This is a genomic window from Stieleria sedimenti (genome assembly GCF_025060895.1).
Classification (GTDB): domain Bacteria; phylum Planctomycetota; class Planctomycetia; order Pirellulales; family Pirellulaceae; genus Stieleria; species Stieleria sedimenti.
Map to the genome: position 1 here is coordinate 14,498 of NZ_JANZKV010000166.1, position 21,251 is coordinate 35,748.

A 21,251-nucleotide genomic window follows, 5' to 3' on the forward strand; every position below is an offset into this window, starting at 1 on the left:
TTGGGCTTTAGCCGCCCACTTTCGCTGCGTCGCAGCGACAGGTAGTCGCCTAAAGGCTAGACACCAACGGTTGCTGAATCCCTTCTCAGCGGTGCTTTCGATTAAGGAGTGCTCCGATGGCTTCTGCCAAGGTTTTGCTGATAGAAGACAGCCAAGTCGACCGCATGGTGATCAAGGGGCTGTTGGCCAAGGCCGTCGGCGTCCCGTTTGATGTCGAGACGGTCGAAACACTAGCCGAGGCACTTGCCGCCATTTCGCGTGGCTCGTTTGACGTGATCCTCTCGGATCTAACGCTGCCGGATAGCCAGGGACTGGACACGTTCCTCCGAGTGTCCCTCGCCGCCGGTGATGTTCCCGTGGTCGTGCTGACCAGCAGCGATGACCTGACCCTCGCCGCCAAAGCGGTGGAAGAAGGTGCGGAGGCTTATCTGGTCAAAGGGAAAATCGATGCCAATCGACTCGCGCGGGCGCTTCGATACGCCATTCAACGCACCACGGCGGAGCAGGCGGAGTGGCAATCTCCCATGTATCAGTTGGCCAAACAGCAGTTCTTGAAGGCCGCACAAATCGTAGGACTCGATGACAATTTGCGCGAGCGGCTACTGTTCCCGCAGCGAACCCTGACCGTCACGTTTCCCTTCCGACGCGATGATTACCAGGAAGTCGAAACGGTGTTTGGTTATCGCGTGCAACATCTGCTGACCATGGGCCCGACCAAAGGAGGCATCCGGTATCACGAAGACGTCAACTTGGGCGAGGTCTCGGCGTTGGCGATGTGGATGACCTGGAAGTGCGCCTTGATGAGGTTGCCGTTCGGCGGGGCCAAGGGAGGAGTCCGCATCGACCCGACGATTTTGACCGGCCACGAACTGCAACGATTGACGCGCCGCTTCACCACCGAAATCCTGGACATGATCGGCCCGGACAAAGACATTCCGGCTCCCGACATGGGCACCAGCGAGCGTGAGATGGCGTGGATGATGGATACGTATAGCCAGCAGATCGGCTACACCGTCCCCACCGTCGTCACCGGCAAACCGGTTGTCCTCGGTGGATCCCAAGGCCGCAGCGAAGCGACCGGGCGTGGACTCGTGTATCTGATCGCTGCAGCGGCCGAGCACCTGGAGCTGAATCTCAACGGCAGCACGGTCGTCGTGCAGGGGTTCGGCAACGTCGGCAGCAACGCCGCGCGGTTCTTGGAGGAATTGGGGGCGCGGGTGATCGCGGTCAGCGATGTCACCGGCGGAGTCTACAATCCACACGGTCTCTCCGTGTCGTCGCTGCTCGCCTACACCCGCGAGAACCGAGTGCTGGCCGGCTACCCGGATGGTGAAGCGATCAGCAACGAAGCGATGCTCGAGTTGCCCTGTGACATTCTGGCTCCGGCGGCGATGCAGAATCAGATCACGCAGGCCAACGCCGATCGCATCCAGTGCAAGATCCTTGCCGAGGGCGCCAACGGCCCGACCACGTTGGAGGCCGACGAAATCTTGCACGATCGAGATATCTTTGTGCTGCCGGACATCGTCGGCAACGCCGGCGGAGTCACCGTGTCGTACTTTGAATGGGTGCAGGGGACACAGAACTACACGTGGACGCTGGACGAGATCAATGGCCGGCTGCACACGATCCTGGTCGACGCGTTCCGCCGCGCGCTCGACCGCTCGGCACGCCAGAGCATCGACTTGAGAACCGCCGCACTGATCGAAGGCATCCAGCGTGTCGAGCAAGCCAAATTAGCCCGCGGCCTGTTTCCCTAGCACGCCGGGTGATCGCGTCGTCGGCCGATGGCGCGCGGCATACGTGTTGGTGTACAGCCTTCAGGCGCATCCCCATGACGCCTTGGGCGTCCGGCGTGTGCCGGAGAATCGGCTAACGCCCAGACACCAACACGTCTGCCCGTGCCATCAGAGGCGCGCGGCGACTCCATGGTCCCTGCCTCCAAAATCGCCCTCCCCGTCTGCGAGTCCTCCAGCTTGTCCGACGTGGCGCATTGCAGCAATCTTTCAATTCCACCCAAATTCGGCAGCCCACTTCCGGTGGTGCTGTGGCTATATTCGGTAGTGTGAACAGCGTCCTGTTGTCTGTTCTCACTGCCCGCAATGCGTCAGAGCAATGTCGACCGTGTCCGACTCAAGTGTCACCAGCCTTCTTCGCAGAGCCAGCGAGGGCGAGCGTCATGCGGTCGAACGGCTTCTGTCGAAGTACCGAGACCGGCTGAATTTGATGGTGAAGGTGCATTTGGATAGCCGATTGGCGGGACGGCTTGACGCCTCGGACGTGGTTCAAGACACACTCTTGCGCGCCGCACAGCGATTAACGGAATTCGAAAAAGCGAGCGTTCCGTTTTATGTTTGGCTTCGACAGATCGCCAGAGATCGTCTGTCGGAACTCTACGAGCGGCATGTCAGCACGAAGAAACGTTCGGTATTGCGTGAGCAGGTTTGGGGGCTCTCCCAGGACTCGATGGCACGCATGGCGATCCAGCTTGGCGGGGCAACCGGCGGTTTGATCGAGGGCGCGATCAAGAAGGAAATGCTGCAGCGTCTCCATCAAGCCCTCGATCAATTGCCCGATCAGCAACGTGAGATCTTGGTCATGCGGCACCTCGAACAAATGAAAGTGGCGGAAATTGCGGTCGCCTGCGGGTTGAGCGAAAGCGCGGTGAAAATGCGCCAATTGCGCGGCGTGGAGCGTTTGCGAAGTATCCTTCACCGTGACGATTCAGGATCTGCCTCGTCGTTTCGAGGTCCCTAAGGGAGTGTCAGATTCATCCATGGGTTCATCGGCCGACGCATCGGACTCCGAATCGGATCTCGCGGATCTTGTCGATGAAATCATCGATCAACTGCGATCCGGGGAGAACATTGACACCGCTGAGTACGTTCGCCGTTTTCCCAAGCATGCCGACCGGATCGAACAGCTGATCCCGACGCTGCGGTATCTCGGTGAAGTGAAAGATATCACGACTGATGACCTGTTGACAAACTATGCCGACCTCAGTGCGAATCTTGGCGACTCGGACGACGCGGTGCTGTTCAAACAATTGGGCGACTTCCAGATCGTTCGTGAAATCGGCCGCGGCGGGATGGGGATCGTTTACGAAGCCAACGAGATCTCATTGGATCGGCGGGTCGCACTCAAGGTGCTTCCGTTCGCAGCGATTTCGAGCGAACGTCAGTTGGCCCGATTCAGGGTCGAAGCTCAGGCGGCCGCCGGACTGCACCACACCGGAATCGTTCCCGTCTATTCGGTCGGCTGCGATCGCGGCGTGCACTACTACGCGATGCAGTACATCGATGGCACCAGTCTGGCCCTGGTACTGAGGGAGGTTCGGCTCGCGTCGACCAGGCAATCCGGTTCGATCGGCGGCTCGGGGGCTGCCGAAGAAGCCGACACTTTACATCATTCGCCCGACGGCCAACCATCCGAACCTTCGAGTCGAGCCCGCAGCGAGTCCACAAGTGGTTCTGAATCCGCGACCGACGCGCGGCAACACTTTCGATCGATGGCCAATCTAGGGATCCAGGCCGCCGAGGCGATTGAGCATGCCCATCAAAGTGGAGTGATTCACCGGGACATCAAACCGGGCAACTTGCTGTTGGACAGCGAGGGCAAGTTGTGGATCACCGATTTCGGGCTGGCACGCATTGAACAAGATTCCGAGTTAACGATGACCGGCGACCTGGTCGGCACACTTCGCTACATGAGTCCCGAGCAGGCGACGTCGAAACGTTCCGCGGTCGACCATCGCTGTGACGTGTATTCGCTCGGCGCGACGCTCTATGAACTGCTGACGCGTCGACCTGCCTTCGTCGGAGACAACCGACAGGAACTGCTTCGCAAGATCATCAGTGTCGATCCCGTCCCGCCATCCAAATGGAACCCTCGCATTCCGGGCGACCTTGAAACGATCGTGATGAAGGCGATGGAAAAAGATCGCGATGCCCGCTATCAAGACGCGCGAGCGATGGCGGACGACTTGCGCTGTTATTTGGAAGATCGCCCGATCGCCGCACGACGCCCCTCCAGCCTCGCCCGCATCCGTAAATGGGGGCGACGTCATCCGGCAATCGTCAGATCCTCATTCGCAATGTTGTCCGTGATCGCACTGGCGTGGACGATCGGCAGCGTGCTGATCGTTCGGCAGTCGGCCAAGACTCAGGTCGCTTTGTCTCGGGCCACTGAAAACTTTAGACAATCCGAGTTGAATCGAGCCAAAGCGGAAAAAGCGATCGACCGCCGTGAGCGACTGCTGTATGTCCGTGGTCTCGGGCTGGCTGCTAAAGCCTGGCGTGACGGTGACGGCGCGGGTGCGGCGGCCCTGTTGCGTTCCAACCCGGCCTATCAATCGCAGCCGGGATTGCGAGGGTTCGAGTGGCACTTTCTGGACTCGTTGTTGTTGCCGCCCGACAACGTGGTGTTCCAATCCGATCGAGAACTGACCGCATCGGCCGTTTCACGCGACGGCAATCTGATCGCGATCGGCGACGCCGAGGGGACGATTCGCTTGATGCGAGAATCCGGATCACCTCTGATACTGGATGGGCACCACGGCCCGGTTCAGTCGTTGGATCTGGACGTTAAAGATCAGCGTTTGGCGAGTTGCGGTGAAGACGGCACCATCCGCATCTGGGACGTGGAAAACGGACAAGCAATCGACGTGATCGAATCGGGGCATGAAGGAAAATCCGTGTTCGCCCTCCGCTATTCGCACGACGGGATGGCGTTGGCAAGCGGCGGTGGCGATGGCAACGTTCGGCTTTGGGATCCGATCACCATGACGCAACAGGCGGTGTTGGTCGGGCACAGTCGCGATGTCCGCACGGTCGAGTTCGCTGCCGATGATGCGACGATCGCGTCGGGAAGCAACGACCGCGACGTTCGAATCTGGCGTGTCGCGACCGGCAAGTCGATTCGAACGCTACGAGGCCACACCGGGATGGTGCTTTGCACTGCGTTTACGTCTGACGGGCGTTACCTGATCAGCGGAAGTAACGACCACACGATTCGGTTTTGGAATCACACCACCGGCGAGGAAGTCTGCGTCGTCCGCCAGCACCGCGACGGCGTTCAAACGCTCGCGGTCCTCGCCGATGGCGGAATCGTTGCCGGTGACCGAGGCGGAAATCTGCGGATTTGGCGGATTCGTGGCAGAAAACCTGTTGACCGATTCCAGAACGATGGATTCTGGAGATTCCTGTCGGTCCAACTGTCGCCCGATGGAAAATCATGGGCAGGGCTGACAGAGGATGGCGATTTGATCCTACGCGATCTGGCGTCCCAACGGACGCGCGTCCTACTGAACGACATCGCGGTTCAAATCCCGATTGCCGAACGTGAACAATTGGCGTTTTCGCCGGACGGATCGCGTCTGTTTTGCGTGGATCGAATCGTGAGGCTCCCCGCGAATTGGGGCGATGATCTGCAACCGCCGCTCATGCTGGAGATACCCGTGGGCGCCCCCGGCTGTTTCGCGTCTGACGGAAAGACCCTCGCCGTGGGCAGGAACGGATCGATTCAATCGTATGACGCGGAATCGGGGAAGCTTTTGCGCGGATTCGATTCGCCGATCCAAGCGATCACGGGTCTGCGATTCTCCCATGACGGCAGTCAGTTGCTCGGCTGGGCTCTCACGGGGCCGATCATCCGTTGGGATTGGCCGGACGGGAAAGTCGCCGAAGCGATCGACCATCCCCACGATCAAATCATTGACCTGGCCCCCTCGCCCGACGGAAGCGGGATCGCGACGTGCGGAACCGATGGTGCGGTCGCCGTTCGAGACGAGCAGACCTTGCGGTGGCGGGAACTGGATCTCGGCGAGCGCCACTGCAGCAGCGTCAGTTGGTACGACCGGGGAACCACGCTCGCGTTGACCGCACAGGGGTTGCAAGATTTCCTCTTTCATTTGGCACCGGACGGCTTCATCGAAACGCTTGCGGTCAATCAGGACGCAGCGCAAACGGAAGTCTCCCGGAAACATCGGCTGTTTCTCAGCAACGTTCGAGGCGTCCGAGTCGAAGTGCTGGACCTCGACCGGCTCGATGTCACCTCCGAAAAGAACGATCTGCTGCAAGGCCACACCGATCGGATTTGGGCGTTGTCGGTCAGGGGCGACGCAGCACAAATGATGACCGCCAGCCGCGACGGAACGCTCCGCCGCTGGTCCCAACCGGTCGACCGCTGGCAATGGCTTTCGCGACGCCGCCACGTCGACTTTCGCGTCGATGACTTCACTTGGTCAGACGATCGCAAGACGCTCGGAATCGCCGAGATCGGACGCAGTCTGATTTACCAATGGCCAGAAGGAAACCTGCGGCATCATTATCGATGGTGGGGAAACTCCGGGCCCAATACCATGGGATTTGCCTTTGAGTCGGTCGCGATGACGCCCAAAAGCGGTCAGCTGGTGACCGGGCACCGTGACGGTTCCATCCGCATCTGGGATCCAAGGCAGGGCCCGCCGAATCACGTCATCCAGGCGATGGAAATCGATTCCGGCGTGACGGCGATGACCCGGTCGCCGGATGGCCGATGGTTGGCCGCCTGCAGTCGGCGGGGAAACGTCGTCAAGGTCTTTGACACCGCAACGTGGCAATCGACGTTGTCCGTGTCGGCGGATGATTGCGACGACTTGGCATTTTCGACCGATGGGCGATGGCTGGCGTACTGTGATGGCCGCGAGGTGGTGTTGGTCTCGGTCGCGCCTTTCCGCGAAGTCAAACGATTCAGCGACCATTCGCTGACGGTGAACGGGTTGGCGTTTTCACCCGACGATCGTTTGCTGGTAACGGCCTGTGAAGATCGCAAGTTGCGGATCTGGAATCCGGAAACGGGTCAATTGCTGAACACGCTCCGGGGGCACGCCGCGTCGATCGGCCGTGTGACGTTCGCGCCCGATGGGGGAACCCTCGTGTCCGGTGACGCCGACGGCGTGATCAAGTTGTGGCATCTGGCGACGGGCCAGGAACTCTACACGCTTGCCGATCTAGATTTCGGAATCGACAAACTCTCCTTCGATGCCAGCGGCCGCGTCCTGGTCGCCCTCACCTCCGACGGCCACGTCCACGTCTTCGACGCGGCCTCGCGGCCATAACGCGGCACTGGGATAGGCTTCCAGCCTGTCATTTCCGACGACGACAGGCTGGAAGCCTCTCCCACTGGTTCTGGAAGCCTCTCCCACTAATTCTTGCACCATCTGACAAAACGTGACCTTTTTCCGGTGACGTTCCGGGTCGCTTTTCCCGGACCAGTCTTGGGGCCATTTCATTCCAGCGGTCCGGTGCGCTATGGGATTCCAAGCACGTCGGCATGCTCGATGCCGGAGATTCTCGATCGATGCCGCAAAAAATTCTCCCACGCAAATCGAAGCGTCTATTCTTACGGCGTAGTCGGCGTGACGACCGGAAACGAAAGACACGTCGATCGTTGATGCAGTCGTTGGAACCCCGGATTGTTCTCGATGCGGATCCCGTCAATGTGTTTGCCCATCTGTACGGCGAGATTGGAGAGTCATCCAGCCGTTCGGAAATCCCATTCCAGATCAACTCCGATAACTTTCTCAGTGCCCGGGGAACTCAAGCACTCGGATTCAAGGTGGACGCGGTTGGAAGCGGAGGTCTTGATCCTGCGGCGGCAAGCATCCGCGATTCCGGCGGCACCTATCACGCATTGAACTTCGCCAACAATGATCTTTCGGCGAGCGTATCCAGTCTGGTTGTTGCCGAACTCATGCCCGGCGACTACACGCTGGAAGTCGCCGCACAGAACGGGACGTCTGGGGCGTTTGATGTTTCGGTGTTCCTGGCCGGGGACCTCAATGGCGATGGCGCCGTTCAAATCAGCGACCGCTATGACCTGATCCGGTTGCTGCGTTCCACGTCCTACAAAATCGAAGCCGATGTCAATCTGGACGGATTGCTGACATCGTTCGACACCGCTCATCTGCTGCGCAACTACGGCGTCAGCACGTCGATTGAGCCGCTGACTCTGACGGCAGATCTCGATCCGGTGGCTCAACAATCGCTTCCCGATGGCACGCCGGTGACCGCAGTGGGTGCCCAGAGCGTCTCGGGTCTGACGAACCCAGGCGCCAACATTCATGTCGACTTTGACTCTGATCCAGCGATCGACGTCAATCTATCCGTCGACGCGGCCGGTGGATTTGCGACTCCGGTCACGTTGACCGAAGGCATCAATCAGATCAGCGTTTACGCCAGTGACAGCTTCGGGCAATCTGCTTCGGTCGTGCTCGATGTCGTTCTGGACACCACCGCTCCGGCATTGTCGCTGTCGCTCGCGGCCGACTCGGACAGCGATCCGGTCGGTGACCTGCAAACGACCTTCGAATCAGCCACCGTTGAGGGGATGACGGAGCCGGGGCAGACGGTGCAGCTGTACCGAAACGGCGACTTGGCAACCGCCGTCGATTCGACGACCGCGGACCCCGATGGGAAATACCGGTTCAGCGGACAGACCCTTCAGCTCGGAAGCAACCTTTTCACAGCGATTGCAGTCGACCTGGTCGGAAACTCGAACCAAACTAATCTGGAAGTCACTCGCGTTTCCGCCGATAACACGCCGCCCTTGATCGGCCTCTCCTTGATTGACGACACGGGCGTCAGCAGCACCGACCACATCACCCGCAACGGCCAGGTCGCCGGGCAAATCTCCGACGAAAGCGGCCTCGTGTCGATCCAAGCCGCTATCGACCGCGTCGCTCCCGGTTCGCTGCTGGATGTAGCGTCGCATCTGGAAGCCGACGGCAGCATCTTATTCGATTCGACGCTGCTTTCGACACTGAATGCTGGTCCGATTCCCGACGGCGAATTCAGTGTTCGTGTCGTTGCGGTCGACGAGCATGGCAATGAAAGCCGTCAATCGATCGCGATCACGCTCGATTCGAACGCTCCCAATCTGGACATCGCTTCCCCGATCGACGGCACGATCACCAACACCAGCGTGACGGTTTCCGGGCAGGCCACCGATGACGGATCCGAGATCGTTTCGCTGGAAGGAAAGTTGGACGATGGCGACCTGCTTTCCATCGGATTTGATGCGGCGGGCGTCTTCAATTTCAACAGCGCCCTCGTCGGCGGCGCGACCGACGACGGCCCGCACACCTATGCCTTGCGTGCGACGGACTTGGCCGGAAACGTGTCCGGGTTTCAATCCGTCAACTTCACACTCGACACCGTTTCACCCGTCGTCGCCATCACCGCGCCCGCCGACGGATTGCTCACGGCCAGCAACGTTTCCGTGACGGGGCAGGCGTTGGACGTGGGCGTGGGACTCCAATCGGCGCGGGCGAGGTTCGACCACGGAGAGTTCTTTGCCATCACGCTGGATGACGCGGGGAATTTCAGTTTTCCGACGATGTTTGCTGTCGATGGCAGCAACGACGGTCCGCACACGGTCGAAGTTCAGGTGACCGACCGGGCGGGGAATGTGTCAGAGCTGGTCAGTGTTTCAATGACGCTGGACACCGCGGCTCCCGATGCCATTTTGTCGTTGGCCGCCGCATCCGATACCGGCGTGATCGGTGACGGTGTGACTCATTTGGACGTCGTCACCGTCGAAGGCCAGACGGAACCGGGCGTGACGGTCGTGTTGTTGGCCGACGGCCGCGCGACCCAGGCTGATACGAATGGAAGATTCTCGTTTGCCGCTGTTCCGCTGGGACTGGGCGGAAACCGAGTGGAGGTTCGACTGACGGATTCGGTCGAAAATTCCGCCGTAGTGGGCGAAGATTTCGTCCGAACCGTTGAAGTCACCGAACTGGTCGAACGCACGGACTTCACGGTCTCCAAGGAGTTTCCGATCACCGTTCCCGATCAACCCTCTTATGTCCAACTGACGTATAGCGACCTGCACTTTGATCAAGCGGACGAATTCATCAACGACGCGTTCGAGATCGCTCTGGTCGATGACCAGGGGAACTCGCTCGTTCATGCGATCGCGGGTTCAGCCGATGCGGCCTTCAATTGGACCGAAGGCGAATCCCCGGCGCTCGGCGTCAACACGTTGCACGAAGGCGAAACCGTCAAGATTGATTTGACACATATCGCGGCGGGTACAACCGCGACGCTCGTCGCCCGACTCGTGAACAATGACGATGACACGACGACGTCGGTTGCGGTATCGTCCGACGGAATTTTCAGTAGATCACTGGGAACACCGGTTGGCACGACTGTTTTCGAGAAGACTGCAGCCATTGTTTCGTCAGCTACGGTTGCAGGACAGGCAGCGTCCGTCACCCCCACGACGTTGATTGGCCCCGCGCAATTGTTCACCGGTTCCTTTGACGTTATTGGCGACGCGGCTAACGGTGGAATCGAGAGTAACGATTCGGCGCAACCGGTCGAGATAAGTGGCTCGCCGGTGACGGTGACGGAGGTCGTTGGGTCAGCTGTAACCTCTAATCGCCTGGACTATTCCGGAACTGATTTCTGGTTCGCGACGCGCAGCTCGGACTGGGGGACGTTTCTGATTTCAAGCGATTACGAAGTGACGGGAACGTTTGAAATGTTGCCATGGCAAGCTGGATCCGTCTCCGTACCTGGGTACACAGAAACATTCTCAGTTTCCCCGGGCAATCCGACGAAGATCGTTGCGACGCAATCCGGTCACGCTCGGATCACGACCTCCGGTGACGTCTCTGTTGTTGCACTTGATGCGATTTTCGGCAAAGCGACAGCGGTCATTCCGACCGAAGCACTCGGCACGGACTACATGATTCTCAGCTGGCCCGATGAGGACAACTGTCCTTGCCGTTCGTATAGCCGATTCGAAATCAACGCAATCGCGGATGACACGTCGGTCACGATAACAACACGAGAAACCCTCGCAGACACCTCCGGTCATACGGCCTTCAATGCGTCACTCAGGCACGACGTTCCCAACCGAACGTTGCCCGCCGGGGTCCCTGTGACAATGACCTTTAACAAGGGTGATGACCTCTCTGCAACCGTTAATTATGACGTCAACTCCACGATTGTCACATTAGATGATCTGACAGGCACGACGATTCAATCAGACAAACCGATATTCGTCACTGCGGGAAACTCTGGGGAGCTCATCGAGCAGATGCCTCCGGTCAACACCTGGGGAAGTCATTATTTCACGCAACCAATTCCGGCGTTCGATGCCCCCTATACGATCCGGGTGCTCGCTGCCGAAGACGAGACCGACGTTTTTATCGATAGGCAAAAGGTTGCCACGCTGGATTCCGGAGAACTGCATCAGCAAGAACTTTCGGACACCGTCGAAATCACGTCGACCAACCCAGTGCTCGTCGGCCAATTAACTCACGTCCCGCCAAACGAACCATTTTCGGGTGCAGTCTCGACGCTCGTTCTGACGCCGGTTGAGCAATACGTCGACACGCACCGCATTGTCATGCCGACTCACGAATGGAACTCGATCCCCATACAGAATCTGGGCATCGTCGCCCCGTCGGCCGCAGTTGGAACACTGACGATTGACGGTGAGCCGGTGCCGGCCGGGATCTTCGAACCGATCGGAGACAGCGGATTTGTTTCGGTTCCACTCGAGGTCGAATCGGGGGACCATTTTGTGACGGCAGCCGTGCCGTTTTCTGCCGCCGTCTACTTTCGCGGCACGTTTGATTCAGAGGTCCAACCTTCTGCGTTTTTCTACGGATCAGGCGGTGGGCTGGCGCCCATCGCCTCGGTGGACTCCGTGTTGCTCTCCACCGATGCGACTCTCAATTCGGTCGGTCGCGAAGCCGTTTTGCGATCGGTCGTGTTGGATGAAATTCAAAACCCACTTCCCGGTGTGCGCGTCGACCTCGTCATCGAAGGACGCACTGAAGCGGTCGGACACGCCTACACGGACGAAAACGGAATCGCGACGTTCACCTACATCGGCGCTTTACCCGGACTCGATCAAGTCCGGGCGTCCGTTGGTCAAGTTAACGACTCGATCGAGTTGCAGTGGGCGTTTCTTGCACCTCCGACGATCACGATCGTCAGTCCGGAATCGGGAGGAACGGTCACCGCAGGCGACTCGATCCTGGTTACGGGAACGGCGTTTTCGCACGCCGACGGAGGACCGATCACGCACGTTACCGTCAATGATGGACCGGTCGATGCCCTGGACCCCAGCGGAAACTTCTTCGCAGGCGTGACGATCGAACCCGGACAAAACACGTTTACCTTCACGGCCTACGACGCTTTCGGTCAATCGGATACCGAAACTCTGTTGGTCACCGGTGTGTCATCGGGACAGCCCGACCCGATCTTTGACGTCGTGTCCGACGTCTCCGGCAGCTTGATCGGCCGTTATGGAAAGACGACGTACAACGCGCGAACGAAATTGCTGTACGTCGATCTGGCGATTGAAAACGACGGCGACTACCCGGTCGATGTTCCGCTGATCGTCGGAATCACCAACCTGAGCGATCCTTCCGTCCGAGTGCGTGGATTCGACGGTCGGACCGCCGACGGCGTTCCGTTTTTCGATCTCTCTTCGCATGTTGCCGATGGCATGCTTGAACCGGGCGAATCATCCGCCGGGCGAACGATTTCGTTTTATGATCCGAACCAGTCGACCTTTACCTATGACCTGGTCGTCCTGGGCAAGCCGAATGAAGCCCCGGAAATCCTGACAACTCCCGTTGTCAAGGCGTCCATCGGTCGACCCTACCGCTACGACGTGGACGCGGTGGATCCCGAAAGAAACACACTCCAGTACAGCCTGCTCTCCGGGCCGTCGACGGCAGCAATCGACGCGTCGACTGGTGTCGTCACGTGGACGCCGACCGGCGCTGATTTGGCGACTCACGTCATGACCGTCGGCGTGGAAGACGGACGCGGTGGATCGACCCGGCAACGGTTTCTCCTGTCCGTCGACAACACACCACCGAATCGACCGCCGCAAATTGATTCCATTCCCCTCGTTGACTCCAGTGTCGGTCAAACCTATCGCTACCAAGTCGAAGCCTCCGATCCGGACAATGATTCGGTGACCTTTTCCGTGCAAACGTTGCCGGCACCCGATTCTCGCGACATCATGGGCTCCATCCCGATTCTGAATTCTGGATTCGAAGCACAGGTGCTCGGTGACGGCGGGTTTCGCAACGGCACGCTCACCGATTGGAGCGTGGTCGGCGCCGGAGGCCCCTTCAATCCGAGGAGCGGTGATTTCACGGGTGGCCTGGCTTCCGAAGGCAACAATGTCGCCTTCCACGCGGGCGGTTCGTTCTCTCAGGTCCTGGCCGCTTCGCTGCAGGCAAACACACGGTACACGTTGCAAGTCGACATCGGTCACCGCAGCGGTTTTGGAATTCCCGGCTATGCTGTCCAATTGTGGGCCGGAGGGAATCTGTTGGTGGAAGACGATTCCGTCATGCCCGCTGATGCAACGTTCGAAACGCTGACCGTGGACTACTTGGCCGAATCCGATGATCCATATCTTGGTCTTCCGCTTGAGATTCGTCTCGTCTCCGATGGCAGCCAGAGCATCTTTGATAATGTGCGTCTGACAACGAGCTTGTCGATTCCGACGGGTATGGAAATCGATCCCGACAGTGGGCTGATCGAGTGGATTCCGCCGATCGAGCAGTTCGGACCGGTGGGAGTTTCGGTGATCGCTGACGACGGAAACGGAGGAGTGACAGTCCAAGACTTCACACTGAACGTGCGGTCGAAACCCGAAAACTTCGCGCCCGTCATACTGTCCATTCCGGTCGACGAGATCGCGACTGGCCGAGCCTACAGCTATAACGTCGACGCGACCGATCCGGAGGGCGACGACGTCGTCTACTTACTCGAACAGGCACCGGCGGAGATGATGATTGACCCGTCCAGCGGCCTGATCACGTGGGATGCATCTTCGCTGACGCCGGGCGATCATTCGGTGGTCGTCCACGCTCGAGATGAATTCGGATCGTTCGACCAACAGGCCTATACCTTGTCGATGATCGACGGCGGGTCGATTTCCGGAGTGAAATTCCACGATCTAGACGGGGACGGCCTGCGTGACTTGTCCACCAATCACGAGCCCGGTTTGATCGGTTGGACGATTTATCTGGACGACAATGACAACGGCGTCCTCGACGACCAAGAACCAGTCACGACGACCGATGCCGTCGGGCAATATCAATTCTACGGCCTTCCACCAGGGCAATACGTCGTCCGCGAAGAGCAACGAACAGGGTGGCAACAAACTGCTCCAAGCGGAGACGTTCATCGCGTCGAGATCGCTACATCAGACCCGGTCGAGGGAGTCGATTTCGGGAACCTGCATGTCCCCATCGACGCAAACTTGCCACCACAGTTCACCAGTACGCCTGTCGAATCGGTCAGCCTGGGTGACGGTTGGCACTATCAGGCCACCGCCGCCGACCCGACCAATGATCCGCTGACGTATCGTTTGTCTGTCCATCCAACCGGGATGGTGATTTCATCGTCGACCGGTTTGGTGCGATGGACGCCAGACGCACAGCAAGTCGGATCACATGACGCGATCCTGCGGGTTTCCGACGGTCGCGGAGGCGTCGACTTGCAGAAATTTCAGTTGAACGTCACGGACAACACGCCGCCCGTGATCACCAGCTCGGCGCCTTTGCAAGCCGTCGCCGGACTTCCCTATCGGTATGCCGTCGCGGCCCAAGACGCTGACGAAGACACGATCGCTTATCAGCTCCAATCCACGATTCCCGGGATGACGATCAACTTGGGCACCGGTGTGCTGGATTGGTCTGCGCCGACACTGGGAACCCACGAGGTCACCCTGACGGCAGCCGACGGACGTGGAGGCATCGCGACGCAAAGCTACACCTTAGACGTCGTCGCGGATGCTCCCAATGTGCCGCCGCAAATCCGATCCACGCCGCGCGAAATTGCCGTGATCGGCCAGAACTATCGCTATCGGGTCGCGGCGGAAGACGCAAACGGGGATCCGCTTGACTACGTGCTGGAAACGGCGCCGGCGGGGATGAGTCTCAGCGCGAACGGACTGGTGCAGTGGGTGTCGGCGCGAACCCAATTCGGACTTCACGATGTCGTCTTGCGTGTCGACGACGGGCGGGGCGGAGTCGCCCGGCAAGAATTTGTGATCAACGTCCAGACTGATTTAGTCAACGACCCGCCCGAGATCATTTCCAATCCCAGGCAACTGCTGACACTCGGAGAGGACTATGTCTATGATCCGCGCGGCTTCGACCCGGACGGCGACGGGCTTGTCTGGTCGCTTCCGACCGCACCGCGCGGCATGTCGATCGATACCGAATCGGGGTCCATCCGCTGGACACCTGATGATGATCAGCTCGGTTTTTTTCCCGTCACCGTCGTCGTCGATGACGGGCAAGGCGGAACCGGCAAGCAGTCCTACTCGATCCGGGTTCAATCGAACAACATCCCGCCGGTGATCACTTCGACGCCGCCGACGATCGGGTACGTGGGACATCCGCTGACGTACCACGTGGAGGCGGACGATCCCGACGGCTGGGTCTTGAGTGTGTTCGAGTACAAAGTCAACGGCCCGGACGGGATGCAGATTTCGAACCGGGGTGTCCTGCAGTGGACACCGACGGCGGATCAAGTCGGCAGGCAGAATTTCGTCGTCGTCGAAGTTTCCGATGGCACGTCGTCTTCGTTTCAGCCCTTCATCGTCGAAGTCCTCAACGCGGCCCCGAATGCGTGGCCGGTGATGACGTCGACTCCGCCGCCGCTCGCCACGATCGATCAACCCTACACGTACGAATTGACTGCTTTCGATGCAGACGGCGATGCAACCGCCTTTGAACTCATCGACGGACCGACAGGCATGCAACTCGTCGGTGGCGATCAACTGCAGTGGACGCCTACCGACGACTTAGTCGGTTCTCACTGGGTCACCGTGGGAGTCAGCGACTCCAAAGGCGGTGTCGGCCAACAGCGATTCATGATCGAGGCTGCGCGAAATGAGCCACCGGAGATCACATCGACAGCGGTGACGACGGTGTCTGCCGGGGCCCGTTATCGCTATGACGTTCAAATGGACGAGCCGGACGGGGATCCCGTCGGCTTTCGCCTCGTGTCGGCTCCGGAGGGCATGACGGTCGATTCGCTGGGCCGAATTCAGTGGAATCCAACCAGCGCTCAGATCGGGTCTCACCCGATCGAACTTGTGGTGGCCGACGGCCGTGGCGGAGAAGACCGCGAAGCATACACGCTCGACGTCACGGCCGACTCCAATGCACCAACCGTACTGATCACGCTCAGTGACAATCCGGTCAACCTTGGTGGACAAGTCGACGTGATCGTGACGGCTGTGGATGACGTCGGCGTCGATACAATCAGCGTGACGGCCGGCGGGTTGCCGATCGTCTTGGACAGCACCGGTAAGGCGACTCTACCGACAAGCGATGCCGGGTCGCTTGACCTTGTGGCGACCGCAACGGACGCCGCCGGGAATATCGGTCAAGCCACAGACACGCTGTTGGTTCTCGATCCCGCCGATGTTGATGCACCCGTGGTGAGCATCGATTCACCGGACTACGGCGAGCTCGTTACCGGACCGATTGATGTGGTGGGAACGGTCGCAGACGACTCGTTGCTCGGATGGACGTTGTCGTACGCACCCTTTGTCGGTGGATCGTTCATCGAGATCGCCAGCGGAGATCAGCCGGTTGCGGGCGGCGTGCTGGGGCAATTCGATCCAACGCTGTTGAGCAACGACAGTTACGTGCTGCAGCTTGTCGCGGAAGATGTCGGTGGCAAATCATCCGTCGAGCAAATTTTGGTCGAGGTCACCGGCGATTTGAAAGTCGGCAACTTCACGCTTTCCTTCACCGACCTCTCGATCCCGGTCTCCGGCATACCAATCGTACTGGCCCGCACCTACGATTCACTCAACGCCCAAAACAGCGATGACTTTGGTTTCGGCTGGCGAATGGAATTTCGCGACACCGATCTCCGGTCCAGCGTTGCCAAGACCGGTGCCGAAGAAGACCTCATTTACAACCCGTATCACGACGGCGCCCGCGTCTATGTCACCGTCCCCGGCGGACGACGCGAAGGGTTCACGTTCCGTCTGACGCCGGCACCGGGAATCGGCGCGGCGCTGCTGGGGATTTTTCGAGGCCAGTTCGTACCCGATCCCGGTGTGGAGAGTTCGCTGACGTTTGGCAACTATCAATTGCGAGCCGGCACGTTCGGCGAAGCGATCGACTACACCAGCGGATTGCCGTTTAACCCGGCCTCGCCGCTGTTTCATGGCGGATTCACCCTGACCAGCAAGGAAGGTATCCAGTACGAAATCGCCGGTGACAGCGGCGACCTTTCATCCGTCAAAGATCGCAACGGAAACACATTGACGTTCACCGACGATGGCGTGTTCAGTTCGACCGGACAAGAAATCACGTTTGAACGCAACGCCGCCGGACAGATCAGCGCCGTTATCGATCCGGCAGGCGAACGTGTCGAGTATCAATACGACACAGCGGGCGACTTGGTTGCGGTCACCGATCGCGAAAACAACACGACAACGTTCAAGTACGAACAGCCCACGCGGCCACACTATCTGACCGAGATCGTCGATCCGCTCGGACGCACGGGCATCCGCAGCGAGTACGACGACTTGGGACGACTGGTGAAGATGATTGACGCCGACGACCAGTCGATCGAATTGATCCATGATCCGGCCAACTTCATCGACACCGTCAAGAACCAACTCGGCCACGAAACGACCTATGAGTACGACATACGAGGCAATGTGGTCACGGAGATCGATGGCGAGGGCGGCATCACTCGCTACACCTACGACGACCCCAATGACCCCACGTTAGAAACGTCGATGACCAAGCTGCTCGCCGACGGCACTGAGTTGACGACGACGATGCAGTACGACTCGGATGGAAATCTGATCATCGAAATCGATCCGCTGGGACGTCAGACGCTCACCACCTTCGACAGTTTCGGTAACGTGCTCACCACCACCGATCCGCTTGGCAACACGACGATCAACGCCTATGACGCCAGCGGCAACCTGCTCTCGATCACCGATCCGGTGGGCCAGGTCACGAGCTTCACCTACGACGTCACGGGTAATCCACTGACGATGTCACTGCCGGGAGGTAACACACAGAGCTTTACCTACGACGGCACTGGAAACGTACTGACACAGACCGATGCACTCGGTCATATCACCACGCACACCTACGACGCCCTAGGCAATCAACTGACCGAAACACGTACACAAACCACGCCCACTGGGACACGGACGATCGTGACGGCATCCGAGTACGATTCAGAAAGCCGCGTGCGGTTTCAACGACTGTACGAAGACGGTGTGCTCATGTGGCAGACTGAAACACAGTACGACGCCGGCGGTAATCGAATTGCTGAAATCGACGCACTCGGACGAGTGACTCAATCGGTCTACGACGATCGCGGGCTGTTGGTCGAGATGGTTTATCCGGATGGCACGCTTGGCAATGACAGCGACAATCCGCGAACGAGGACGGAGTACGACGCGGCGGGGCAAACGATCGCGGAGATTAATGAACTCGGACGACGAACGGAGTTCGTGTACGACAAGGCGGGGCGTGAGATCGCGATGATCTATCCCGACGACACGATAGGCGACCTGACGGACAATCCGCGTACGTCGACAGAGTACGACGCTGCGGGCAGAACTATCGCGACAGTTGACGCACGTGGAAATCGCACCGAGTTTGTACTCGACGCGGCAGGACAGCAATTAGAAGTCATCTTCCCCGATAGGACGCCGGGCGACGCAACCGACAATCCACGGACACTGACGCAGTACGACATCGCCGGGCGCAGCGTCTCGCAGACTGACCCGCTCGGCAATGTCACTCGATTCGAATACGACGACGCCGGTCGTCCCCTGGAAACCATTTTCGTCGATGGCAGCAGCACCAAGAGTGTCTTTGACGATGCGGGCAGATTGGCGAGTCGGATCGATCAAGCCGGGTTGGGAACCGACTATGAATACGACGCGGCAGGCCGATTGACTGCGGTGGTTCTTCCGGAGGTTGATGATCCGATCAGCGGGTCCCGCGTTCGTCCGCGAACGGAATACGAATACGACGAACTGGGCAACTTGGTCGTCCAGCGCGACGCGCGAGGCCGCGAAACGTTGTTCGAGTATGACGGACAGGGCCGACGAACCGCCACGGTGCTGCCACTGGGCCAACGATCATCAACGACCTACAACGCGGTCGGTAATGTGATCAGCACGACCGACTTCAACGGCGACACGATCGGTTTCGAATACGATGCCCGCGATCGATTGACGCTCAAAGATTTGCCGGGCGCGTTCCCGGATGTCGCGTACAGCTACACGATGACCAACCAACTGGCGACGGTGACCGACGGTCGCGGCACCACCACGTATTCCTACGACGCTCAAGACCGCCTGGCCTCGCGAACCGATCCGGACGGCGCCGCGATCGGCTATACCTACGACTTGTCAAGCAACCGAACGTCCGTCACGACGCGGGTCGGATTGAATCCGCCCCGAGTGACCGGATACGCCTTCGACGCGCAAAACCGCATGGCGACGGTGACGGATCCCGAGGGCTTGGTCACGACGTATCACTACGACGCGGCGAGCCGCTTGGTCCAGACGGAATTCCCCAACAACACGATTGAAAACCGTACGTACGATGACCTGCACCGATTGACGTTGGTGGACACCCGCAACGCGACGACCGACGAAGTGTTGGCGAGTTTCGCGTACGAGCTCGACGAAGTTGGTAACCGGACGGCGATGATCGAGCATGACGGGCGCCGGGTGGAGTACGAATACGACGAACTGTATCGCTTGACCGGCGAGACGATCTTTGACGCCGGCAGCGCAACGACCAGCCGTAACGTGGACTATGCCTACGATATCGTCGGCAACCGAATGGAGCGAGACGATTCCGCCGAAGGGGCAACGACGTACACCTACGACGACAACGATCGGTTATTGACCGAAACCCTCGCCGGTGATGAGACGCGTTACAGCTACGACGACAACGGCAACACACTCTCCAAGACGTCTCCGACCGACACCGTCTTCTACAGCTGGGATCCCGACAACCGACTGATCGCTGCCGACACCGACGGCGACGGCACCGATGATGTGACGTATCAGTACGATCACGAAGGCATGCGAGTCAGCAGGACGACAAGCGGCGAAGAGACCCGCTTCCTACTCGACAAGAACCGCCCCTACGCCCAAGTCCTGGAGGAATACGCACCCGGCGGAGTCATCAAAGTCTCCTACGTCCACGGCCACGACCTCATCTCCCAAAACCGGCAAGAAGAAACCGGCAAGTCCTTCTACCACGTCGATGGACTCGGTAGCACACGGGCATTGAGTGATGCGTTAGGCGTCATCACCGACCGATACATCTACGACGCGTATGGCCAAACGATTGGACAAGCGGGGGAGACGGTAAATGTGTATCTGTTCGCCGGTGAGCAGCGGGATGAGACGATTGGGTTGGACTACTTGAGAGATAGGTATATGGTTTGTTCACTCGGAAGATTTGTGGCTCGAGACCGGTACGAAGGCACTATCGTTCGTCCGGCGTCACTGAGCGATTATCAATACGTCGAAAACGATCCTATCAACTACGTCGATCCAACAGGAAAGTGGCCTGCAAGATACCTTGCTTACGTTGCCATCCTCGCCTCGCTTGCGTACTACGGCCTTAAGAATTTGGATGGTGAAAACCGTGGCTCGGCTGGAGGAAACAGCGAGTCTCCCACAAAGAGCAGCGGAGGATCTCAAGAGGAAATTGGAGACACCGTTCGAGGATTAGATGCATTGGAGAAAGGCAAGAATTTCGACAGCGCCCTACAAGCTTGCGAAGCCGCGTTCGATTACAACTCCAGCAATTATAAGAGCTGCATCAGTTCACAGCTCCGTCAACGAGACAAACAAATCAACAAGGTGATAGGGAAATCCGGTGTCGTACGAAGACGACTTGGGCAATAAGGAAAACAAAGGGGTCAGGTCTCTTTGTTGTGGCGAGAAGGAAACAACGGGGTCAGGCCTCTTTGTTGAGGCGGCGGTCGCGTCGATGGGAAAAAAAGAGGGCGATTGGCATGCGGAGCATGCCCTACGGGGACTACGGGGACAGGAGTTTTGTTTTTTTATTCGTACTTCACTAAGCGAGAAAAGGGGAAGAAGCGAGAACAGGGGAAGGGGGTGTTTTATGGCGATGGGGGTAACAAGGGGCCGGGTTTGAATGGTACGGGGGCACTAAAAGGGGAAGGGGGTTTTTAAAG

Annotated in this window: 4 protein-coding genes; all 4 read left to right on the forward strand. The window is 58.9% G+C overall.

Going from position 1 to position 21,251, the window contains the following annotated elements:
- Positions 1 to 116 precede the first annotated feature (116 nt).
- Positions 117 to 1,760: a Glu/Leu/Phe/Val dehydrogenase dimerization domain-containing protein gene (locus tag NZK35_RS20840; protein ID WP_259634459.1), complete on the forward strand. Its 1,644-nt coding sequence runs from the start codon at positions 117 to 119 to the stop codon at positions 1,758 to 1,760.
- A gap of 364 nt (positions 1,761 to 2,124) precedes the next feature.
- Entirely contained in the window at positions 2,125 to 2,757 is a 633-nt protein-coding gene (locus NZK35_RS20845) for a sigma-70 family RNA polymerase sigma factor (RefSeq protein ID WP_259634460.1), read from the forward strand.
- A gap of 4 nt (positions 2,758 to 2,761) precedes the next feature.
- On the forward strand, positions 2,762 to 7,096 hold the full coding sequence (locus NZK35_RS20850; RefSeq protein ID WP_259634461.1) for a protein kinase domain-containing protein: 4,335 nt from the start codon (positions 2,762 to 2,764) through the stop codon (positions 7,094 to 7,096).
- Between the two features lie 335 nt (positions 7,097 to 7,431).
- Entirely contained in the window at positions 7,432 to 20,958 is a 13,527-nt protein-coding gene (locus NZK35_RS20855) for a putative Ig domain-containing protein (RefSeq protein ID WP_259634462.1), read from the forward strand.
- Positions 20,959 to 21,251: the final 293 nt, after the last annotated feature.